Annotated in this window: 18 protein-coding genes; 6 read left to right on the top strand and 12 right to left on the bottom strand. The window is 70.5% G+C overall.

Translation table 11 applies throughout. The features are described 5' to 3' along the window. Nucleotides 1–54: 54 nt before the first annotated feature. The 5 genes from OG266_RS38005 to OG266_RS37985 form a co-directional block, all read right to left on the bottom strand. Nucleotides 55–699, bottom strand: coding sequence for a PadR family transcriptional regulator (locus OG266_RS38005; protein ID WP_266468033.1), 645 nt, complete (start codon nt 697–699; stop codon nt 55–57). Nucleotides 700–898: 199 nt separating this feature from the next. Then, nucleotides 899–2278, bottom strand: a complete 1380-nt coding sequence (locus OG266_RS38000) for a diacylglycerol kinase family protein (RefSeq protein ID WP_371551268.1) — start codon at nt 2276–2278, stop codon at nt 899–901. A gap of 115 nt (nt 2279–2393) precedes the next feature. Then, nucleotides 2394–2840 carry a hypothetical protein gene (locus OG266_RS37995; RefSeq protein ID WP_371551266.1) on the bottom strand — a complete coding sequence of 149 codons (447 nt, stop codon included), beginning with the start codon at nt 2838–2840 and terminating at the stop codon, nt 2394–2396. 33 nt (nt 2841–2873) lie between these two features. After that, nucleotides 2874–3347, bottom strand: coding sequence for an SHOCT domain-containing protein (locus OG266_RS37990; protein WP_371551264.1), 474 nt, complete (start codon nt 3345–3347; stop codon nt 2874–2876). A 213-nt stretch (nt 3348–3560) separates the two neighbouring features. Continuing rightward, a complete protein-coding gene (locus OG266_RS37985) occupies nt 3561–4223 on the bottom strand; it encodes an HdeD family acid-resistance protein (protein ID WP_266468025.1) in 663 nt (220 codons plus the stop codon). A 273-nt stretch (nt 4224–4496) separates the two neighbouring features. Here OG266_RS37985 and OG266_RS37980 point away from each other — a divergent pair, with 273 nt between their 5' ends. After that, nucleotides 4497–5906, top strand: coding sequence for a DUF2252 domain-containing protein (locus OG266_RS37980; protein WP_266468022.1), 1410 nt, complete (start codon nt 4497–4499; stop codon nt 5904–5906). A gap of 40 nt (nt 5907–5946) precedes the next feature. Here the strand turns inward: OG266_RS37980 and OG266_RS37975 are convergent, their stop codons facing one another. The 5 genes from OG266_RS37975 to OG266_RS37955 all read right to left on the bottom strand — a co-directional run bounded on the left by OG266_RS37975 (nt 5947) and on the right by OG266_RS37955 (nt 13372). Then, on the bottom strand, nt 5947–6144 hold the full coding sequence (locus tag OG266_RS37975; protein WP_266468019.1) for a hypothetical protein: 198 nt from the start codon (nt 6142–6144) through the stop codon (nt 5947–5949). A gap of 211 nt (nt 6145–6355) precedes the next feature. Then, entirely contained in the window at nt 6356–6877 is a 522-nt protein-coding gene (locus OG266_RS37970) for a hypothetical protein (RefSeq protein WP_266824487.1), read from the bottom strand. Between the two features lie 16 nt (nt 6878–6893). Continuing rightward, on the bottom strand, nt 6894–8522 hold the full coding sequence (locus OG266_RS37965) for an MFS transporter (protein ID WP_371553099.1): 1629 nt from the start codon (nt 8520–8522) through the stop codon (nt 6894–6896). Nucleotides 8523–8712: 190 nt separating this feature from the next. Next, nucleotides 8713–11400, bottom strand: a complete 2688-nt coding sequence (locus OG266_RS37960) for a LuxR C-terminal-related transcriptional regulator (RefSeq protein WP_371551260.1) — start codon at nt 11398–11400, stop codon at nt 8713–8715. Nucleotides 11401–11551: 151 nt separating this feature from the next. Next, the gene (locus OG266_RS37955; RefSeq protein ID WP_371551259.1) at nt 11552–13372 is read right to left on the bottom strand and encodes a glycoside hydrolase family 15 protein; all 1821 of its coding nucleotides are present in this window, start codon (nt 13370–13372) and stop codon (nt 11552–11554) included. 279 nt (nt 13373–13651) lie between these two features. Between OG266_RS37955 and OG266_RS37950 the strand changes: the two genes are divergently transcribed. Both OG266_RS37950 and OG266_RS37945 read left to right on the top strand, forming a co-directional pair. Further along, nucleotides 13652–15748, top strand: a complete 2097-nt coding sequence (locus OG266_RS37950) for a SpoIIE family protein phosphatase (RefSeq protein WP_371551257.1) — start codon at nt 13652–13654, stop codon at nt 15746–15748. A 104-nt stretch (nt 15749–15852) separates the two neighbouring features. Next, nucleotides 15853–16686, top strand: coding sequence for a PhzF family phenazine biosynthesis protein (locus OG266_RS37945; RefSeq protein WP_371551254.1), 834 nt, complete (start codon nt 15853–15855; stop codon nt 16684–16686). A 67-nt stretch (nt 16687–16753) separates the two neighbouring features. On the opposite strand, the gene OG266_RS37940 is transcribed toward OG266_RS37945, so the two are convergent. After that, the gene (locus OG266_RS37940) at nt 16754–17554 is read right to left on the bottom strand and encodes a CPBP family intramembrane glutamic endopeptidase (protein ID WP_266468002.1); all 801 of its coding nucleotides are present in this window, start codon (nt 17552–17554) and stop codon (nt 16754–16756) included. 185 nt (nt 17555–17739) lie between these two features. On the opposite strand from OG266_RS37940, the gene OG266_RS37935 reads away from it, so the two are divergent. After that, on the top strand, nt 17740–19503 hold the full coding sequence (locus OG266_RS37935; protein ID WP_266467998.1) for a substrate-binding and VWA domain-containing protein: 1764 nt from the start codon (nt 17740–17742) through the stop codon (nt 19501–19503). A gap of 49 nt (nt 19504–19552) precedes the next feature. Here the strand turns inward: OG266_RS37935 and OG266_RS37930 are convergent, their stop codons facing one another. Continuing rightward, nucleotides 19553–21070, bottom strand: coding sequence for a glutamate-cysteine ligase family protein (locus tag OG266_RS37930; RefSeq protein ID WP_266467995.1), 1518 nt, complete (start codon nt 21068–21070; stop codon nt 19553–19555). Nucleotides 21071–21614: 544 nt separating this feature from the next. Here OG266_RS37930 and OG266_RS37925 point away from each other — a divergent pair. Then, nucleotides 21615–22199: a hypothetical protein gene (locus OG266_RS37925; RefSeq protein WP_266467992.1), complete on the top strand. Its 585-nt coding sequence runs from the start codon at nt 21615–21617 to the stop codon at nt 22197–22199. Nucleotides 22200–22559: 360 nt separating this feature from the next. Beyond that, complete coding sequence (locus OG266_RS37920) at nt 22560–22766, top strand: DUF5999 family protein (protein WP_266467988.1); 207 nt, start codon at nt 22560–22562, stop codon at nt 22764–22766. The last annotated feature ends 26 nt before the right edge of the window (nt 22767–22792 follow it).

The following is a 22792-nucleotide window of genomic DNA, read 5'->3' as shown; positions in this document are numbered from 1 at the left end:
AATGGCTTCCGCGGGGCGCCTTCAGGTACGACAGCTCGCTGCTGTCGGCCCTCATCAGTCCTCGTCAGCGAGGATCAGGTACAGCTTCTTACGGGTTTCGTTGATGACCGCCAGCGCCTTGTCGCGCTGGTCCTTGCTGCCGGTCTTCCAGACCTGGCCGAAAGCCTCCATGAGGCCGAAGCCGGCCTGCCGGATCTCGTGCAGCGTCTCCCAGTCGACCCCGCGCCCGGCCTCTTCCCAAGGCGCGTCGGGACCCTCGTCGGCCGCGGTGCGGCCGGCCTCGGTCAGCGAGAACAGCTTCTTGCCACCCTCGGCCGCACTGGTGATCAGGCCCTCGTCCTCCAGCAGCTGAAGGGTCGGATACACCGAACCCGGGCTGGGCTTCCATGCCCCGCCGCTGCGCTCGGCGATCTCCTGGATCATCTCGTAACCATGCATGGGCCGGTCCTTGAGCAGAGCCAGGATCGACGCGCGCACGTCACCGCGCCGCGCCCTCCCCCTCGGTCCGCCCCGACCGCCACGTCCACCCCAGGGGCCAGGGCCGAAGCCCGGTCCACCGAAGCCGGGGCCACCGGGACCACCCGGTCCGAAGGGCCCGAAAGCCCCGCGCCGCCCCTCGAAGCCGCCCCGACCTCGATGGCCGGACCCGCCTTGTCCCTGTCCACGCTCGTATCCGAATTCCTGTCCATGGGAACGCATCGCAATCACTCCATTCCATCGTTGATCGGTCGCGATGCGTCAACGATATATCGGTAAGACTCGTTTGGCAACCCTCCGCCGACTGACGTCGAGTGCGCTCGCGCTCGGCGTCTCCTGCGGGCTCAGGACCATGGGGAATTCGCATGGCGCCGGGGACCATGGCGCCGCACCGGCCGCCTCGGCTCGGGCCGCCTTCGGGTCAGGCGGTCGGCCGAGTCCGTCTCCTGCCCGCGGCCGGCAGGCCCAGCGCGAGCCGCGTGACACGCGGCCAGTCGACCCCCGGCCTGCTCGGTGGGGTACCCGGGCGGTCGCGCGGCACGCGGATCCGCAAGGCCCCGGGAGCGATCCGGCAGACCACCGGTGCGGGGAGCAGAACGTGTTCCCCGTCGATGCCGGCCGGGACGGTGTCCGTGTCCGCTTCTACGACGGCCTCCTGCGCAGTGAGCCGCAGGAGGCTCGCGGAACGGCTGCCGCGCACCATCCCCGCCGCCTGCGCCGTGTTGTCGACCCGCACGCACAGCACCCCGAGCAGCCCGGAGTCCAGCCGCTCCCTGCGCCCCGGACGGCTCGAGTCGACGGCCCGCAGGTAGGGGTTGTTGCTGACGAGCAGCGCCTGCAGTCCGTCGGCGCGGACATCGCCGGCCCGCAGCCGCAGCCTCGGCGCGTCCGGGTCGGTGAGGAGTCCGGGCAGCGTCCGCAGGATCGTATGCGCCTTCCCTTCACGGTAGGCGGGCTCGCCGACAACGGCCGCGTACGTTCCGAAGGAGGCGTTGTTGACGAACACCCGGTCGGCGGCGAACCCGAGGTCGACGCGGAGTTCGACGCCGCTCGCGAGGGCGTCCAGGGCCGCGGCCGGATCGTCGCGATCGAGGCCGAGGTCGAGGGCGAAGTGGTTGCGGGTGCCCGCGGGAATCACCAGGAAGGGCAGGTCGTGCCGCGCCGCCACCTCGGCCACCAGAGCCTGGGTGCCGTCTCCGCCCGCCACCGCCAGCAGGTCGGCCCCCTCGGCCACTGCCTGCCGGGCCAGCTCGGCCGGGCCCTGACCGCCGGGACCGAGCAGGACGACGCGGGCACCCGCTGCCCGCGCCTTGTCGACCAGATCGAAACGCCCCACCTTGCCGCCACCGGAGCGCGGATTCATCAGAATCCAGGGGTGGCGCGGCGCCTCGGCGGGCTCGCGCTCACGTACGGAGGGGAGGTGCCCCGGTGCGCTGGCGACCCGGGCCGCCGCCGTGGCCAGGATGCAGAGGGCCAGGGCAAGAAGGGCCGGCACCAGCATGCCGGACGCCGCGTACAACGCCAGGACCGCGACCGGCGCGCTCACACACAGGCCCACTCCGGCCAGCCGCACCACGCCGGTGTGGGCCAGGGTCCACCAGACTCCGACAGCGGTGAGAGCCAGTCCGGCGATGCCGACCAGCGCCCAGAGGACGCTTCGCAGACCGGCGGCCACGAGGGGAACCAGCACGCTCGCCACCAGGGCGAGCAGTGCCAGACGCGCCCATCCGGCACGGCCCTCGACCACGGCCGATGCGGAGCGGCCCCCCGGCCGCTCCGCATCGGTGCTGTGTCGTTCCACGTCGCGCCTTCCCCGCGGCTCCTGCTACCGCGGTTTCCGCCTCCGGTGCACGGCCCGTTCCGGGTCTCTCCTCCAGATCTCGTTCACGTGCCGGGGCTCTCCGTCAGGTCTCTGTTCACACGTCGCGCGGCGCGCCCTCGGACGAGTCGGCCGACTCGTCCGACCGGACCACGCACAGCGCCCAGATGATGAACCCGGAGAAGGCGATCATCACGATCGACCAGACAGGGGAGTACGGCAGGGAGAGGAAGTTGGCGATGATGATCAGTCCGGCGATGGCCACTCCGGCGACGCGCGCCCACAATGACGACTGGAAGAGTCCGAAACTGACGATCACGGCGAGGGCGCCCAGAACCAGGTGGATCCAGCCCCAGCTGGTGAGGTCGAACTCGAAGACGTAGTTGCGTGTCGCGACGAAGACGTCGTCCTCTGCGATCGCCATGACGCCCCGCAGGATGTCCAGTACGCCTGCGATCATGAGCATGACGGCTGCGAAAACCGTCAAGCCTTCGGCCCATGGGCGCCCGGTCGTCTGGACATGCGCGCTGTGTGTCGCGGTCATGGTGCTACCTCGTTTCAGTGTCGTGCGGTGCCCTCAGTGACCGGAGGCGGAGGAGGCGCCGGCACCCGCGCGTTGCGCCGGGCCGTGGTCGCTGAGGACCAGCTCCTTCGCCCTGCGGAACTCCTCGTCCGTGATGTCGCCGCGGGCGCGGATCTCGGACAGCTTGGCGAGTTCGTCGGCACTGCTGGGCCTGCCGTCGCCGCCCTTGGCGGTCTCCCGGACGTAGCTGTCGAAGGCCTGCTGCTGCGCGCGAGCCTGCGCCACCTCCCGGCGGCCCATGTTCTTGCCGCGGGCGATCACGTAGATGAGGATGCCCAGGAAGGGCAGGACGATGACGAACACCAGCCAGCCCGCCTTGGCCCAGCCGCTCATGGCGTCGTCCCGGAAGATGTCGACGACGATCCGGAAGAGCAGAACGAACCACATGATCCACAGGAAGAACCACAGCATGGACCAGAAGACGCTCAGCAGCGGATAGTCGTACGCGAGGTACATCTGCCCACTCATGTCATTCCTCCGTCCCGGGCGTTCGCCCGGCAGCCGTTTTTGCCGTCTTCAGCGTGACCACAGCGAGGTCCGGGCACCTCACCCGGGGCGGGTGAGCGGACGAGCCGTGGACCGTCCCCGGTCGGCCGTCCGGAGGACGGCGCCGACCAGGAACAAAGGGGGACGTGGCGTCCAGGGGTCCCGACGGACCGCCACGGCGTCCGGCGCGGGGCATCAGACCGTCTCGTCGGATCCGTGCGGTTCCGCGACACCGGACCTGCGGAGTGCCGCTCGCCATGCGAACGCGAGGGCCACCTCGACCAGGCCGAGCAGAACGAGCCAGAGGCCGAGCAGCCTGGTCAGGGCCCGGGCCGACTCGGTCGGCAGGGCCAGCACCACGATGCCCGCCAGGATGGCGATCACCGCGCCGCCGATGACGAAGCCGCGGTGAGGCAGGTCCTTGGCGGCGATGGCCGTGAAAAGGGTGAGGATGCCGGACACCAACCAGACGATCCCGACGATCAGCGAGAGCGCGGCGATGGTCTGCAGCGGGTTCCTCAGGCACAGCACCCCGGCCAGCACGAACAGCACCGCGAGGAGCAGACCGGGCAGCCGTTCCCCGCTCTCGTCCCTGGCGAAGGCCGCCACGAACCGGAAAGCCCCGGTCACGAGCAGGTACAGGCCGATGAGGACCGCCAGAACGTGCAGGGTCTCGTCCGGCCAGACCAGGACAAGGATGCCCGGCACGAGCGTGGCGATCGCGGAACCCAGGATCCACTGCCAGGAGCGCCCGAGTCCGGCAAGCACGTCCGCAGGGTCGGCGGCCGGTGCGGGGGCCGCCCCGCCGGGCATGTGTTCCGGTCCGGTACTGGGCGCCGGACCACGCGACACGGTCATGGCTCCTCCTCACGTGATCGGGCGAGTCGTTCCCGGACCGCCGACGGGGCGGTGTACGGGGATCTCACCGGGCCAGCGTCTCTCCCACCGTCGGCCGCCGGGTCACCCTCGGCGGGTGATCCGTGCGCTCGCACCCTCACGCCGACCACGTTCACCACCGCCGGGTACGGCGACGTCGCCCTACTAGTGCTCCCGGCGCCAGGACTGCCGGCGAGTCGCCGCCGGAGTGGCACGGCTGCACGATGGAAGAGAGAGGTCCAGGAGGTTCGAGCCATGACCATTCCGAGCGCATTCACAGCTTCCCTGTCCCCGGCCGAGAGAACGGCGTACGGCAGGAGCGCACGCAAACGGGCCTCGCGTTCGTGTCACGGCTGGTTCGAGGCAGACGAGAAAAGGCCCGACCCGGTCGAGGTGATAGGGAGTCAGTCCGACTCGCGGGTGCCGGAGTTGGTGCCGATCCGCTACGGCCGCATGCTGGAGGCCCCGTTCCGCTTCTACCGTGGTGCGGCCTCGATCATGGCCATGGACCTCGGTCCCACCCCGAACACGGGCCTGACGGTGCAGCTGTGCGGAGACGCTCACCTGCTCAACTTCCGGCTGCTGGCCTCGCCCGAGCGTCATCTGGTCTTCGACATCAACGACTTCGACGAGACCCTGGCCGGGCCGTTCGAATGGGACGTCAAACGGCTGGCGGCCAGCTTCGCGATCGCGGGCAGGGCCAACGGGTTCTCGGTCAAGGAGCAGAACGACGTCGTGCGGACATGCGTAGGGACCTACCGGGAGCGGATACGGGAGTTCGCCGGCATGCGCACCCTGGACATCTGGTACGCACAGGACGACGCCGACCGTCTGCGGGCACTGATGGCCTCGTCGATGGACAAGGAGTCCAGGCACCGCACGGCCGAGGCGACGTCGCGAGCCCGTACACGCACGCACCTCCAGGCCTTCGCGAAGCTCACCCGGGTCACGTCCGAGGGTCGGCGCATCGCACCGGACCCACCGCTGATCACTCCGCTCCGGGACCTGCTCACGGACTCCTCCGAGGACGCGGAGGAGAAGGAGCTCAAGACCATTGTGGCCGGGTACGCGCGGACCCTGTCGTCGGAGCGCCGGCATCTGCTGCGCCACTACCGCCTGGTCGACATGGCCCGGAAGGTGGTGGGCGTCGGCAGTGTCGGCACCCGCTGCTGGGTCCTGCTCCTGCTCGGCAGGGACGACGGCGACCCCCTGCTGCTGCAGGCCAAGGAGGCAGAGGAGTCGGTCCTCGCCGCCCACACGGGCGGCGAACCGTACGACAACCAGGGCCGGCGCGTGGTGGCGGGACAGCGGCTGATCCAGACGACCAGCGACATCTTCCTGGGCTGGACCCATGTCATCGGCCTCGACGGACGCGGTCGGGACTTCTACGTCCGACAGTTGCGGGACTGGAAGGGCATCGCGCGGCCGGACACCATGGACCCCGGCCTGCTGAGCCTGTTCGCGCAAGTGTGCGGAGCCTGTCTCGCGCGGGCACACGCCCGCTCCGGCGACCCCGTCGCCATCGGCGCCTACCTGGGCGGGAGCGACCGCTTCGACCGCGCGCTCATCGAATTCGCCCAGGCCTACGCCGATCAGAACGAGCGGGACTTCGAGGCGTTGGGCGCCGCCGCCCGCTCCGGCAGGATCCACGCGGAGAGCCTCTGAGACCCCCGCACCCCGCAGCATGCCGAACGGAGCGTGCGAGCTACTCCGGCAGCTGACGCATCTCCAGGACCCGTAGCCCCAGCGACTGGCAGCGTGCCAGCAGCCCGTACAGGTGTGCCTCGTCGATGACGTGCCCGAACAGGATGGTCTGACCCGACATGACCACGTGGTCCAGTTCGGGAAAGACTTTGGTCAACGTCTCTGACATGTGTCCGTCGACACGGATCTCGTAGCGCATGAGCTGCTCTCCCCCGGGAGGCCTGGGACAGGCGGGCTGCGCCCTTCCATCTGATCCTCCGCCGCCGAGGCGCCGCCCGGCCTCACCCCGTACAGGTGATAGACCGCCCGGCACGCGCTCCACCTGCGTCGACGCTTCCGGAAGATCAGTTCCTCGGCTCAGGAGGATCAGCGCTTCGGATCAGGAGGTTCAGGTCTTCGGATCAGGAAGATCAGTGCTTCAGGAAGATCTTGAACGAGATGATCAGCAGACCCAGCAGCAGATTCACCGAAGCCGTGACGGCCACCAGACGCCACGAGGCACCGGCACGCCGCGCCGCGGCTGCCGACCAGCCCACCTGACCCGCCACGGCGACGGAGAGCGCGAGCCAGAGGGCGCCCGCCACGTCGAGCCCCAGGAGGGGGCTGACGGCCACGGCCAGGGCGGGCGGGACCGCCGCGTTGACGATCGGCCACTCGTCACGGCACACCTCGAACACGACCCGGCGGTTCAGGCTGTGCTCCGCCAGGCGCGCTCCGAACAGCTGGGCGTGCACATGTGCGACCCAGAACGCCACGCCGGTGAGCAACAACAGCAGCACCAGCTCCAGGCGCGGGAACGAGCCCAGGGCCCCGGCGCCGACCACTACGGAGGCGGCGAGCATGGATCCGTAGACGCCACCGGTGTAGTCGGCACGGGCCCGGCGCTCCTCGACATTGCGCGCTCGGCCCGTGGCGTGCTCCGTCCTGGACATCGCGCCCTCCTCGGAGTCAGCCGGCCGAGCCGATCGTGTCGGCCGGTGCGCCGGTGTCTGAACCCTTCGGACGGCCGGCCCGGCGGTTCGGCAGATGCGAAGTGACCAGGAAACTGGCGAGTGTGATTCCGCCGGTGGCAAGGATCGCCGCCTTCAGACCGTCGAGCTGCGCCGACGCGTAGGAGTCCGCGAGGGCGTCGACCTCGGACGGCGGCAGCCCGGCCTGTTCGGCCGCCGAGCGCACCTCATCTGTCGGCACGAAAGTGATCCCTGCTTCGAGGGCGACACCGGTCTGCTGACGGGCTTCCTCCGACAGCCCCGGGTGGTCCTCCACCTGCGTGGTGAAGGCCTGGGCGAGAGCACCGATGAGCAGCGAGCCGATGAGCGCGGTGCCCAGTGCGGAGCCAAGGTTCTGGGCTGTGAACTGCAGCCCGCCGGCCTCGCTGCGTTCGTCCTCACTCACACTGGACTGGACGACGTTGCCCAGCTGCGAGGCGAGCAGGCCCATGCCGACGCCCAGCAGTGCCATGGCGCCGGCGAACTGTGCATCGTCGATGACCGGGTCGATGGTGGCCAGCAGCCACACGATGGCCCCGGCCAGGGTCACCAGAGCCAGTCGGACCACCGTGCGCGGTCCGGCCACTCGTGCCAGCCGGGCGGCGCACATGGAGGCCGCGAGCATGGTCACGGACACCGGGAGCAGGCGCAGACCGGTCTGGAACGCGTCGAAACCCTGCACCACCTGCAAGTACAGCGGGATGGCGAAGAACAGTCCCAGCAGGATGAGGTTCTGGCTCAGCAGTGACATCAGGCCGGAGCGCAGCGCGGGCTTGTGCAGCAGTGGCAGATGGATCAGGGGCTCGTCGCCGCGGGCGTCCCGCCGCCTCTCCCAGTGCACGAAGAGGGCCAGTACGGCCACCCCGGCGCCGATGACGAACAGCGTCGGCGCGAAGCCCAGAACGGTGAAGGGCGGGTTGCGGGGCTGCACCCATCCCCAGGTGCCGCTCTGCAGCACACCGAGCACGCCCAGCGCCAGTCCCGTCGCCGAGAGCGCGGCGCCGACGCCGTCCAGCCGGGGGTGCGGACCGGTCCGCGGTGATTCCGTGATCACCCGGTGGCAGCACAGGACGGCGATGACGACCACGACCTCACCGGCGAACACCAGCCGCCAGGTGAGGTACGTCGTCATCCAGCCGCCCAGCAGCGGGCCGACCGCGATCCCGGCCCCGGCGAGACCGCCGATGACGCCGTAGGCGACGGCCCGGTCCCGCCCGCGGTAGGACTCGGCCACGAGGGCCGCCATGGCCGGCAGCACCATCGCGGCACCGAGTCCTTCGATGACCGACCAGCCCAGCGTGAGAACCCAGAGGGTGGGAGCCACGGCGGTCAGCGCCGACCCCGTGCCATAGACGGCGAGGCCCACGAAGAAGAGGCGGCGGCGCCCGAAGATGTCTCCGAGCCTGCCGCCGATGATCATGAACGCTGCCATGACCAGCGCGTACAGCGTGATGACCGCCTGGATGGCGGTGACCTCGGTGTCGAAGTCCTCGACCAGCTGGCTGATCGACACACTCATGACAGATGTGTCGAGAACCATCAGGAACTGGGCGGTACCCAGGACGATCAGCGCCCGCCAGTGCGTCACGGTGTCCACCTCCGAGTCGGCCCGGGACGCCGGCGGAGTCGGCCGGGCAGCGGCGGGTACGTTCCCTGCCACCACCCCTATCGCAGCCGAAGAACTCCCCCTGCGCCTCACCCACCACGGGCGAGCCGGACGAGCCGCGCGAGCCCGTGCACCGCTCACCGCTCACCGCTCACCGCTCACGCCGGGACGGTCACAGCAGCCCCAGCTCGCGCCCGCGGAGCACCGCATCGTGACGCCGATTGACCGCCAGCTTCCGGTAGACGCTCTTGAGGTGGGTCTTGACCGTGTTCACCGAGACATACAGATCGGCGGCGATCTCGTCCGTCGACATCATCTGGGCCAGCCGTTGCAGCACATCGCGCTCGCGTCCGGTCAGCTCCTCCACGACAGGCGCGGGAGGCTGGTCCTTGGGCGGGTGCGGACCGCCGCGCGGTGTCGGACCAGGCGTGAGCCAGCCCGCGGCAAGACCGCGCATCGGTACGAGGCACAGCAGAGGCCGGATCCACGGCCCGGCTTCGATGAAGGGACGCCGCAGCCGCTCACGCCGGGCCTCGTGGAGGGCCTGGACGACGAGCCTGCGCGAGGCGGCGAAGTCCCCCGCCTCGTCGGCGGCACGCGCCCTCACCAGCGAGGCCCGGACGGTCACCGCGGGGCCGAGGCGGCCCTCGGGGTGCAAGCCGTCGAGCAGGTCGATCGCCTCGGCGGGCCTGCCCGCGGCGAGCTGAGCCCGCGCGGCCCCCACGACGCACGCCACCTGGCCGTCGGGCACCGCCTGCAGCAGCTCGGCGGCAGTCTCCGGCCTGCCTTCCGCCAGGTGTACGGCGGAGGCGACCAGCGCGGTGTGTCCCACCGCCCAGGGGGAGACCACGTCGGCGGTGACCGCCTGTTCCGTCGCTGCGAGCGCGGCTTGCGTGTGACCCTTCGCAGACAGCAGACCGGAGGTGGCGATGGACCGCCCCGCTTCCGTCACCGGGTCCCGCATCTCGCGGTGCGGGTCGGCGGCCTCGTCGAGGAGGTCCTGAGCCTCACCCAGTTCGTTCCGGTCGACCGCGACGGCGGCCAGGACCAGTAGGCCGAGGCCGGAGCCGGACGCCCGAGGCAGACTGAACCGCTCCGCCGTGTGCAGCGCCGCCAGGGCCTTGCGTTCCGCCCTGCCGAGCCAGCCGTTCAAGTAGTCGATCAAGGCCAGATGCCCCAGGGACTCCCCGCGCGGAAGGGCCGTCGACGCTCCCCCGGAGGAGCCCGCCGCCGTGGTGAGAGCGGCACGTGCGCCGTCGAAGCGCCCGGCCCACAGCCGCGTCGAGCCGAGATGGGTCATCAGGAGAGCGGTGAGTTCGGGATGCTCTTCAAGGAGGCGGGTGGGTATCCGCTCCTGGAGTCTCTCGGCCGCCTCCGCCGCCATTTCCGCCCTGTCCGGCGAACCGGTCAGCCGGGCCGCCAGGGCTTCCAGGAGGGCGCAGCTCAGCTGGGCCGCCGCGAGGCCGGTCGAGCCGTCCCCGGCCGGCATCTGCTGCCCCGCAAGACTCTGCTGGGCGTGCTGCAGGTGGGTCAGGCCCCGGTCGAGGTCGCACCCGGACAGTTCACGGGCCGCGTGGACCAGTTCCGTGGCGGGGCTGGTGGCCTCGGGCCCCATCCGCGAGAACAGTTCGGCCAGGTCGTCGCGGCGCAGGCCGGTGAAGAGCTGGCCGATGGCGAGATCGTCGACGAGGGCACCGGCCGTGAACTCCCAGTCGCCCGCGGCCGCACCGTGACCGAGTGTCTCCGCGAGGGATCCGGAGTCCCGCAGCCAGACCGCGGCCCGCCGGTGGAGTTCGGGCTCGAGGCCGGGAGACCGCGCCCGCAGATGGGCACGGAGGATCTCCCCGAACAGCGGGTGGAGGCGGTACGAGGCGTGCCCGAGGTGCTCGACGAACGCGTTCTCGCGGTGCAGCGCGGCCAGGATGGACACCGCATCGGTTCTCTCCGTCAGCGCGTTGGCCAGCTCGGGACAGAAGCGCTCGAGGACGCTGACCCGCAGGAGGAGGTCCTGCGTCTCGGGGCTCTGCCGCTCGAGCACCTCCGCGAGCAGGAAGTCGGCGACCGTGGTGTCTTCGGCCTCGAACTCCTTCAGATACCTCTCGGGATCCGGGCTCTCCCGCGCGGCCAGGGCGCACAGCCGCAGTCCGACGGCCCATCCCCGGGTGCGCTCCACGAGCGTGCGCGCAGCGGGCACGGGAAGGCGCAGCCCGTGCGACTCCAGCAGTACGGCCGCTTCGTCGAGGGTGAAGGCCAGCTCGGCGTCCCTGATCTCCGTCATGTCGCCGGCCGCTCGGTAACGGTGCAGCGGCAGCAGCGGTTCGGTGCGGGTGACGAGAATCAGGCGCATGCCCCGTCCCGAGTGGTGCAGGACGAACTCCAGCTGCTCCGCGATCTCCGGGTCGGTCACCCGGTCGTACGCGTCGAGCACCACGATCGCGGGCGCGTCCCGATCGCTCAGTGCGGCGGCGAGCCGCGCCAACAGCGCGTGGTCCACACGGCTCGCGTCCGCGGGGAACCCGACCTCGGCGGGCAGCGGCACACCGGAGACGCGCAGGGCCTGGAGCAGATACGCCCAGAACGTTCCGCACCCCTGGTCCGCTTCGGTGGTGAGCCAGGCGACGGACGTGTCCCGTGCCGCGGTCCAGTCGGCGACCAGCAGGGTCTTGCCCGCCCCCGCGGCTCCATTGACCACGGTCAGCGGTGTCAGAAGTGCCTGGTCGAGGTGGCTGACCAACCGCTCCCGCCGCAGGAACGTCGCAGGGGGCGTCGGTATCGCGAACCGCGTCCGCAGAAACGGGTCTCCCCTGGGATCGGCGCCCGGCGTGGCCGCTTCCTGACCGTTCTCCGCCAACCCAGCCATGGAACTCACCGCCGTTGTTCGTCAGGTCATGGGCAGCGCTCCTTTCAGCATCCCAGCGTTCCTGCGCATGTGCGCGCCGGGCCCGGTGCCTCGCCCGGAGGCCCTGGGCCCAGCGCACGCTTCTGCGGGTCCGTTGAAAGACCCGCGGCCTTCAGCGGGCGGCGTCCATCTGGTGATCCAGCGAGAGGGCGGCCGTGATCAGCGCCAAGTGCGTGAAGGCCTGCGGGAAGTTCCCGAGCTGGTCCCCCGTGGGACCGATCTCCTCGGCGAACAGACCCGCGTGGTTGGCGTAGGTGAGCATCTTGTCGAAGGCATACCTGGCCGAACCGAGCTGCCCCGCCTGCGCGAGCGCGTCGACGTACAGGAAGCTGCACAGGGAGAACGTGCCCTCGCTGCCGCGCAGTCCGTCCGGGGACGCCGCCGGGTCGTACCGATGGACAAGGCTGTCGGAGACGAGTTCCTGTTCCATCGCCTCCATCGTGGACAGCCAGCGCGGATCCTTCGGCGAGATGAAACCGACGGAGGGCATGAGCAGCAGGGAGGCATCGAGGGTGGTGTCCCCGTACTCCTGCACGAACGCCCGGCGCTCCGTGCTCCAGCCGCGCTCCATGACCTGGCCCATGATGTCGTCCCGTGCCGCGCCCCATCCCGCGGTGTCGGCGGGCCGGGCGAATTCACGGGCCATCCGGATGCCCCGGTCGAAGGCGGTCCAGCACATGACGCGGCTGTAGGTGAAGTCCTTCTGTCCGCCCCGGGTCTCCCAGATCCCCTCGTCGGGCCGGTCCCAGGCCTTCACCAGCCAGTCGAGCACCCCGGACAGGGCCTTCCAGCCCTCGTACGGCGGCACTTGGCGAGCGTCCTCCACCCCTTGCGCCAATGCCAGCGCCGCCTCACCGTAGATGTCGAGCTGGAGCTGGCCCGCGGCGCCGTTGCCCACCCGTACCGGGGCCGATCCCTGGTAGCCCTCGAAGTGGTCGAGAACCTCCTCCGGCAGGTCCGGTTCCCCGTCGATGCGGTACATGATCTGCAGGGGCTCGCCGCTCACAGTGCGGCCCGCCCTGACCCGGTCACCGAGCCACTTGCTGAACGCGTGAGCCTCCTCGAGGTAACCGAGTCCCAGCAGAGCACCGACCGACAACGAGCCGTCCCGTATCCAGGTGTAGCGGTAGTCCCAGTTGCGTGTGCCGCCGATCTGCTCGGGCAGCCCCATGGTGGGCGCCGCGACGGGCGCTCCGGTCGGCGCGTACGTGAGCAGTTTCAGCGTGATGGCCGACCTGTTCACCATGTCCTGCCAGCGCCCGCGGTACCGGCTGCGGCGAACCCACGCGTGCCAGAAGTCCCGGGTCCCCTTGAACAACGTCCTCACGTCCGCCTCCGTCAGCGGCGGCAAGGGCGCGTCGTCCGCATCACCCACTGTCAGCACTACGGCGGCGAACTCGCCCTCGGCCAGGGTGAGTTCGCTGCGTACGTCGTCCCCTTCCCTGCTCCACCTGATGGGACCGGCCGTCTGCAGCGACGCCTGGGCGCCGGGAGCGTCGAAGCGGACCGCGTCCTCGCCCACGTCGGTGCGGTGCCCGGCTCGGCCGTAGTCGAAGCGGGGCCGGCACTCCAGGGAGAAGCGGACCTGGCCACGGGTCGCCCTCAGGATCCTGACCAGCCGGTGCCGGGCCGCCGGGCGCTCCGGGTGGTCCACCGGCATGAAGTCGATCACCTCGCCCACTCCCGCCTCCCCGAGGAAACGGGTCACCAGGATCGCGGTGTCCTGCAAGTACAGCTGCACCGGGGGGCGTTGGGTGTCGGCGGCGACGGTGAAGTGCCCGCCGCGGTCGTGGTCGAGGAGCGAGGCGAACACGCTGGGCGAGTCGAACCTGGGCGCACACAGCCAGTCGACCGTGCCGTCGGAGGAGACCAGCGCGGCGGTCTGCAGGTCTCCGACCAGCCCATGGTCCGCGATCGGGGGATAACGTCGCATATCAGTGGTTCCTTCCGGCAGGAGCGTCCCGGGCACCCGAGCGTCCCGGGCGCCGTGCGCCCCGCATCCGCCACCCTCGCCGCGCCGGGGCGCGCCGGCCTCCCCCGGCACGGGTGAGTTCTCCGGCGCCGGAGAACGGGTCGTCCCGCCAGCTCCTTCAGCGCGGCCGGGCGCTCTGCGGGTGCGAGCGCGCCGACCGCGGAGCACGCTGGAAGCGCGCCCGGATGTGGGGCAGCCGTGCGCCGGAGCAAGCGCAATGGGAGCTCGGAGGTGGTCCCCGTGGCGCACGACCCCGGCCGGCAAGTGGACGAGACGGCGATCTCGATGCTGGAGGCGCTGTTCACGCAGTCACCGATCGGGCTCCACCTGCTGGACACCGATCTGCGGGTGGTACGGGTCAACACCGCCACCCCCCTCATGCGTGGCGGTCCCTCGGACGAACTGCAGGGACGCCCGGTCCGCGATGTCTACGACATCGTCGAAGGCGGCGCCCTGGAGGCACTCCTGCGCGAGGTGCTGGACAGCGGAGCCCCCCTGCTGCAGCGCGTCGTCCGGGCGCGTGTCAAAGGGGACCCACCGCAGGAGCGGCACTTCGAGATCAGCGCGCTGCGCCTGCAGAGCCCGCGCGGGTCGGTGCTGGGAGTGGCCGTCACCGCGATCGACGTCACCGCACGGGAACGCGCCCGTACCCGAAGCGAGGTGCTCGACTCCGTACGCCGGTACGTGGGACGCACTCTGGATCCGGCCGTGACCGGCGAGGAACTCGTCCCGACCGTGGTCCCCGCGTTCGCCGACATCGCGATCGTGGAGGTGGTGGAGGCCGTGATCCGCGGTGACGACCCGCCGCAGGCCCCGCTGCCCACGGGCACGCCCCTGATGCGCACCGCGTTCCGCAGCAACCGGGCACGGCCGCCGCAGGCCCATCCGGTGGGCGACGTCCGCCGGCTGCCGGCTCCGACCCCTTTCACCCAAGCCCTGACGGACCTGCGTCCACGCGTGGTCGCGCTCCGTCCGACCGCACCGTGGCTGTCCGTCGATCCCCCGCGCGCGGAGGCCATCCACTCCTCGGGGGCCCACTCCCTCCTCGTGGTTCCCCTGGCGCTGCGCGACGCGGCCCTCGGCGTGGTCAGCCTGTACCGCAGCGGAAACTCCCCTCCCTTCGACGAGGGCGACCGGGAGCTCGCGGCCGAGCTGGCCACACACACGGCGTTGTGCATCGACAACGCGCGGCGCTACATCCGGGAGCACACGGTCGCCGCCACGGTCCAGCGCCAGCTGCTGCCCCGCCGCCCGGTGACCCACCCGTCGCTGGAGACCGCCTACCTCTCCGTCACCGGCGCCGATCCGGGCGCCTGGTACGACACCATCGCCCTGTCCGGCGCCCGTACCGCCCTCGTCGTCGGCAAGGTGTCGGGGCGCGGTCTGAACGCGGCCGCGACCATGGGGCAGCTGCGCACCGCCGTACGCTCCCTGTCGGCGTTCGACCTCGCCCCCGACGAACTCCTCGCCCGTCTGCACCACACGGCGGGACAACTCGCGGCCGAACGGTCGCATCTCCCGTTCGGCGATCCGCTGCGCCGCGAGGCGCTCACCGCCGACTGTGTGTACGCGGTACACGACCCTCTTACCGGCATGTTCACGATGGCGGCAGGCGGCCACCTGGCTCCCCTCGTCGTGCGCCCCGACCGCACGGTGACCGTCCCCGGCGCACCTGCCGGGCCGCGGCTGGGCACGACGGAGGGCGCGCCCTTCGCCGCCGTCGACGTCGAGGTGCCGGACGGCAGCGTCCTGGTGTTCACGAGTGACCCGCTGCTCACCGCGTATCTCGCGGAGTCCTCAGGTCCGTTGCCGTCGGCGCCGGACTACCGCGAGCGCCCGCTGCAGGACCTCTGCGACGCCCTCGTCTACGCGCTCCCGGCAGGTCTGGGCGCCGGCGATGCCGCGATGATCGTCGCGCGCACCCGGTCCTTTCCCCCCGACCGGTTCGCCGCGTGGCCGCTCGACCCCGACCCCACGGCCGTGGCCCTCGCCCGACGCCGCACGCGCGGGCAGCTCGCCGCGTGGCACGTGGACGACGAGACTGCCTTCAACACCCAGCTCATCGTCAGCGAACTCGTCACCAACGCGGTCAAGTACGGCAGCCCGCCACTTGAGCTCCGCCTGATCCACGACCGCACCCTGACCTGCGAGGTACGGGACGCGGGCACGGCCGCACCACACCTGCGCCACGCGGGCATGGTCGACGAGGGCGGACGCGGCCTCTTCATCACCGCGCAGGTCGCACAGACGTGGGGAACCCGCTACACGGCCCCGGGCAAGACGATCTGGACCGAGCAGGCACTGCCGCGCGTCACGAACCCCGACAGCATGCGCTGACCTCACGGTGCGGGCCCGGCCAGAGCCCCTCCCGCCCAGAACCGGTCCAGTACAACGGAATTGGCCTTGGCCGGCGGATTCGCGGGACGGTTAGCGTCGCTCCCATGCGCATTCGAATCGTCGACGCCTTCACCGACCGCCCCTTCACCGGCAACCCGGCCGGGGTCCTCCTCCTCGACCCGTCCCCGTCGGCGTCGGCGTCGTCCTTCCCGGACGACGCCTGGCTCCAGAACGTGGCGCTGGAGGTCAACCACGCCGAGACGGCGTTCGCCCACCGCCTGCCCAAGGGCGGCGAGGCCGACTGGGCGCTGCGCTGGTTCACCCCCGTCGCCGAGGTCGCGATGTGCGGGCACGCGACGCTGGCGACCGCCCACGTGCTGCACACCACGGGCGCCCACGAGGGACCCGTACGGTTCGCCACGCTCAGCGGCGTCCTCATCGCCACCCCCCACGAGGACGGTTCCATCACGCTGGACTTCCCCACCGCGCCGCTCACCCCGGTCGAGATCCCGGACAAGGTCGCCGAGGCCCTCGGTACCCAGCCGCTCTCGGTCTTCGACACCGGCCCGAACATCGGCGACCTGCTGATCGAGGTCGCCGACGAGAAGACGGTCCGCGGCCTCACCCCCGACCACAAGGCTCTCCCGCGATACTCCGAGCGCGGCATCATCGCGACCGCCCGCGCCGAAGACCCCTCCCAGGGCTACGACTTCGTGTCCCGCTGCTTCTTCCCGAACCTCGGCATCGACGAGGACCCGGTCACGGGCAGCGCCCACACAGCCCTCGCGCCCTACTGGTCCGAGCGCCTGGGCCGCCCGGACCTCACCGGCCTGCAGGCCTCCGCACGCTCCGGTCTCGTCCGCACCCGGCTGCGCGGCGACCGCACGCTCCTCACCGGCCGCGCGGTCACGGTCATCGAGGGCGAACTGCTCGCGTGACAGCACCGAAGGGGCGTACGAGAATGCCGTACGCCCCTTCAAGTTCCGTACGCGCTTCAGGACCGCCTCACGCCGTCGGCAGCCACCCCACCTTCCCCGCCAGCAGCGCGTACCCCACGAATGCCCCGATGTCGAGCAGCGAGTGCGCCACCACCAACGGCCCGACTCGCCCCCAACGCCGGTACAGGTAGACGAAGACCACGCCCATCGCCATGTTGCCGACGAACCCGCCGATGCCCTGGTAGAGGTGGTAGGAGCCGCGCAGCACCGAGCTCGCCACCAGCGCGGTGACCGGCGTCCAGCCCAACTGGCCAAGGCGGCGCAGCAGATACCCGACGACGATCACCTCTTCGAGGACCGCGTTCTGGATCGCGGACATGATCAGCACGGGGAATTTCCACCACACGTCGGGCAACGCCTCGGGCACCACCGTGAGGTTGGCGCCGAACCCCCGGGCCGCCAGATAGAAGGCGATGCCCGTGCTGCCGATCACCGCCGCGATCACGGCCCCGCGCCCGAGGTCCGGCCAGGGGCGCGTGCGGTCGAAGCCGATCACGCGCAGCCCCTCGCCCTCCCTCAGCAGGAAGTGCGCGACCAGCGCGACGGGCACCAGCGCCGACGCGATTCCGAAGAGCTGCCAGGCCAGATCCAGCCAGGGACGCCCGGGCGCGGCCGAGGCGTTCATGGTGGCCGCCTGATTCGCGAGCCCTCCTGGTTTGGTGACCGACCCGATAAAGCTGATCAGCGCGGAAACCCCGCTCGCGCCGAGCGAGAGCCCCAGGACGAGCAGCGTCTCATCCCGGAAAATCCGTCGTGTCAGCCCCTTCTCCCGAAAGGAATCGGCCACCGACCCCGCCTCCACCTGCACTCCCGCCTCCAGTTGAGTAATCCCGCCTCATCCCCATCTTCGCCCCGCTAGGGTCTCGAAAGAAGTTACGAAGATCGTGCGCGACTGGCCGTTGGGGGACGGGCGCCGTACGGGGCGTACCTCCCCCTTTTGTCTGCCTTGTGACCGTTTCACGGCTCAGGGCTCAACAGGGAGGCACCACCCTCATGGGACGACACAGCTTGCCCGACGAGTACGGGGCGGGCACCGCCGACCCCCGACCACGCGCGCGCCGTCGCACTGTGGCCATCGCGACGGCGCTCGTACTCACGGTCGCGGCAGGCACTGCGGTCGCGGTCCGCAGTGGCCTGCTCTCCTTCGGCTCCTCCTGCCGGGACGACGCGGTGCGCGTCAAGATCGCCGCATCGCCGGACCTGGCACCCGCTCTCACGGCCACGGCGGAGTATGCCCGTGAGCGCGACATCACCTCCGACGGCCACTGCCTCGACGTCAGCGTGACCGCTCGCGAGTCGTACAAGGTCGCCGACGCCCTGCTGACGGGCAAGAAGTCCGACGTCCAGGCGTGGGTGCCCGACTCGAATCTGTGGGTGCAGCGCGTCACCGGGGACAGCGACGCGACCCAGGTGAGCGACGTCGGCAACGTCGCGTCGTCGCCGGTCGGCGTCGCCATGATCCCGACGGCCGCCAAGTCGCTGGGGTGGCCGGACAAGACGTACACCTGGACCGAGTTGGCCGGTGCCGCGATGACGAGCGACCGCCTGAAGCTCGGCGCCGCCGACCCGGCGCGCAGTGCGACCGGTCTGCTCGCGCTGACGCAGCTGAGCAGCGCGGCGGCAGGGACCGAGGGCGGCGACACCCAGGCGGCCGCCATGGCCCAGGCGCTCTCGCAGCGCACTTCCGACAACGACAGCCAGGTCCTGGACACCCTCCCGCGCGACTCCTCGGGCACCGAGCAGGGCAACCCGAAGCGGAACCAGGCGCTGATCCTCTCCGAGCAGGCGGCGTTCGCGTACAACTCCTCGGCCGACAACGCCGACGGGCTCGACCTCTTCTACCCCAAGGACGGAACGCCGCTGCTCGACTACCCGTTCACGCTGGTCGACGAGGTACGGCTGAGCACCGACGAGAGCCGCGCGGCCCTGCGGTTCATGGCCCTGCTTGGCGAGAAGGAGCCCCAGAAGATCCTGGAGAAGCACGGCTTCCGCACGGACGACGAGAACCCCTCGGCCGCACTGGTCACCGAGGCGGGCGGACGCGCCCCGCAGCCGTACGCACGCGTAGCGGCCGAACCGGCCTCGGCGAAGGCGCTCCAGGAGGCCCTCGGCATGTGGACGATCACGGTGCAGAGCGCCCGTATCACCACGGTCGTCGACGCCTCCGCCTCCATGACCGAGCCGGTGCCGGGCACCGACCAGACCCGTATGGACGTCACCAAGGCGTCCCTGCTGCAGGCCCTCGCCACCTTCACCCCGGAGGACGAGATCGGCCTGTGGAAGTTCTCCACCCGTCTCGACGGCGACCGCGACTACCAAGTCGTGGTGCCGACCGAGCGGCTCGGCGACACCAAGGGCGAGGGCACCCAGCGGGACAAGCTGTCGGCCGCCTTCAGCGCCCTGGAGCCCGTCCCGGGCGGCTCGACGGGTCTGTACGACACCACGCTGGCCGCGTACCAGGCGGCCACGTCCTCCTACAAGAAGGAGAAGTTCAACGCGCTGGTACTGCTGACCGACGGCGTCAACCAGGACCCGGGAAGCATTTCGCGCTCGGCCCTGGTCGCCAAGTTGCAGGAACTCACCACCCCGGAGCGCCCGGTGCTGCTGATCGCGATCGCGGTGGGCCCGGACGCCGACCAGGAGGAGGTCGAGGAGATCGCCAAGGCGACCGGCGGTTCCGGCCACCAGGTCAACGACCCGTCGCAGATCCACTCGGTGATCCTGAAGGCGATCGTGGAGGCGGGCAGCCAAGGCTGACGCCCACCTCTCACGCCCGCCTCACCCCCCACGTCTCACCTCTCGCCTCTCACCTCAAGGAAACCGGCTCCGGCAGCCCCACCGGCCAGGTGTGCACGGGCTCCCCGAGATGCATCAACTCGCCGTAGCGCCGTGTGGTCGCGGCCAGCGCGTCATCCCGCCCGAGCCCCTTCTCCAGCGCCCGGTGGAAGGTCGCCGCCTGCCAGCTCGCCCCATTGACGCGCAGCCGGCACCGCTCCTCGATCACGCCGAGATAGAGGTCCCGGTCGGCGGGCTCGACCCCCCACGCGTCAAGCCCCGCCGCGGCGAGCGGCAGCAGCTCGTCCCGCACGAGCGCCACGGCCTCCACCTCGTGCGTCCCGCCGTACCGGCCACGCCTGGGCCACTCAAGGCGCGCGTCGATGCCATGGCGGCACGCGGCGTCGAAGTTGGCGGCGGCGGACGCGAAAGGCAACCGCGCCCACACGGGCCGCGCCTCTTCCGCGAGCGCGCGGACGAGCCCGTAGTAGAAGGCCGCGTTGGCGATGACGTCGGTGACGGTGGGCCCTGCGGGCAGCACCCGGTTCTCGACACGCAGATGGGGGACCCCGTCGGCGACCCCGTACACGGGCCGGTTCCAGCGGTACACCGTGCCGTTGTGCAGCACGAGTTCGGCGAGCTTGGGAATGCCTCCGGCGTCGAGGACACCCAGCGGGTCCTCCTCGTCGCAGATGGGCAGGAGGGGCGGGAAGAAGCGCAGGTTCTCCTCGAAGAGGTCGTACGCGGACGAGATCCACTGTTCCCCGAACCAGGTGCGCGGCCGTACCCCCTGCGCCTGCAACTCGGGCGGCCTGGTGTCGGTGGACTGCTGGAACAGCGGGGGCCGGGATTCGCTCCACAGCTCGTGGCCGAAGAGGAAGGGCGAGTTGGCGCCCACCGCGACCTGGGCCGCGGCGACCGCCTGCGCGGCGTTCCACACGTCGGCGAACCGACCCGGGGTGACCTGGAGGTGCAACTGCACGGAGGTGCAGGCGGCTTCGGGCGCGATGGACTTCGACGTACAAGTGAGTCGCTCCACACCGTCGATGTCGAGCGCGAAATCCTCGCCGCGGGCTGCGACTATCTGGTCGTTGAGCAAGGTGTAGCGATCGACGTCCGACAGGTTCGAGGAGACCAGATCGCTCTGTTCGAGCGTCGGCAGAATCCCGATCATCACGATTCCGGCGTCGACTTCCTTCGCTTTCCGATGGGCGTACGCGAGGGAGGTCCGCAGCTCCTCGGCGAGCCTGTCGAATACCCGCCCGCCCAATCGGTGTGGGGCTATGTTGATTTCCAGGTTGAACATGGCGAGTTCTGTTTGGAAATCGCGGCTCGCAATCCTTTCAAGTACTTGCGCATTCATCATTCTCGGGGTTCCGTCGGTCCCTGCGAGATTCAGCTCGATCTCCAGGCCCATGAGATTCTTCGGGCGGTCGAACCGCTCCTCCTCCAGCAGCCGCGCCAGCCCCGTCAGACACTGCCGGAGCTTGCCGCGGTAGTGCTGGCGATCGGACAGGGCGAACGGCCCTCCCACGACCTTCTCTCCCATCGAAGCGTCCCTCCTCGGATGGGCAGGCCGATACCCCGGCCCCTGGCGTCCCTGGTCACGGGGGATGATGCCCAGGCAACACGATCGATAACGTCCTGCGGACACCTGCCGCCCGCTACTCTGAACCGAGTGCCCCCAGGCACATTCACCAGGCATGGAGCAGTGCGCAGTTTCACTCGGGAACGATCTCGTGAAAAACGCCGACGAGAATCGGCCGACCGCTCCGGCGAAGCATTCCGAGGTCATCGCGGCGCTTCCGCACAGAACCAGCATAAACCTCTCGTTTCGCCGACCGAATAGTGCCTTGCTCTTCATATTCGAGGCGGCTAGACGAAACACCGTGAGAACACGTCTCGTATAAACTCCGCGAACGAGGCAGAGAGTTGGCGCTCGCGGTCCCAGGGTCCTGCCGTCCAGGTGACACAGGCAGGCGACACATGTGTCGGCAGATCCAGATCCCTCGCCCCTTTGACCCCGAGAGCTGACAGCGCCGTCCGCCCACGCCCTCGCGCCACCGTGCCTGTCGAATGAGAGGCGACCCACCATGCCGCTGCACGTACCCCCGGCTCCCGCGCCCGCCCTGCGCTCCGTCCTCACGGCACTCGGTTCCCCCACCGCCGTCCGCGAGGCGCGTACTCCGTCCCTACGCATGGCACAGGGACCCGTCACACCCGAACTCCCGCTTCCCGTGCACGTCCTGGACCGGATCGCCCCCGCGGGAGGGTCCGCCACCCGGCTCGCCGGGTGGCGCTTCCTGATCCGCTGCGGCGACCGCGCCGTCGCCGCGGCCGACACCATGCTGACCCCAGACGGCTGGGCCTTCTCCCGCTTCTTCGAGGGCCCGTACATCACCGCCACCGAACGCGCGCTGCGCCAGGCCGAGAGCATGAAGCAGTCGTACCAGGCCCGCCTGCTGTCCGTGCCCGAGCTGTACATGCTCACGCTCTGGCTGCACGGCGACGTCACCGCGGACGGCGCCACCGGCCACCCTGCCGCCACCGACATCCTGGTCCCGCTGGCGCCCGCCCCGCCCGGCATCGCCGCACACCGCCCGCACCGCGTCGCCGAACTGCTGCCGGTCCTCACCCACCGGCTCACTCCCGCCCCGCTGCTCAGCTCACCCGCGTAGCACAGCTACCCGCACCAGCGTCCGTGCCCCGCCGCCGCTCTGCCGGCGCGGGGCACTTCGCTCGTTCGGGCCCCAATGCGCTCGTACGAGGGAAATCGCGCCCTGCGCCCGACCTGACTAGCCCCATTCGGCCACCGCGAACCACCCGAAGAGACAACGCAGTTGGAATGAACCGTCCGCACGGGTGATGCGTCATCAACCTGTGAGAAGTGCTGCCGCGAAATCCCTGCGGATTGACGCCCGTGGGGCAACACTGGGTTCCATACAACACATCAACGGGGGGCGGCCATGACCACATCGAGCCGCGGGACAGACACCACAGCCAACACTCACATCTCAACCCAGCGAAAGATCCCATCCATGTGCCAGCACAAGCCGCCGTGTCCGCCAGCCGAATCCGCCGACCGGGAGTCCGCCCGCCTCGCGGCGCACCACCCTGAGCAGGGATGGAGCCTCCTGTGCAACGGCGTTCTGCTCTTCGAGGACACCGGTGAGCTCCTGCCTGACGGCCAGATCATCGCCCCGCACCGCCCGAAGGGCAGCGAGCACGTGATGACGGCGGCCTGAACCGCACGACCGGGTGGCGCCCGCAA

Origin of the sequence: Streptomyces sp. NBC_00554, from assembly GCF_041431135.1 — a bacterium.
Lineage (GTDB): Bacteria > Actinomycetota > Actinomycetes > Streptomycetales > Streptomycetaceae > Streptomyces.
Note: the sequence above shows the minus strand (reverse complement) of the source record. Positions and strands in the feature narration are given on the sequence as shown.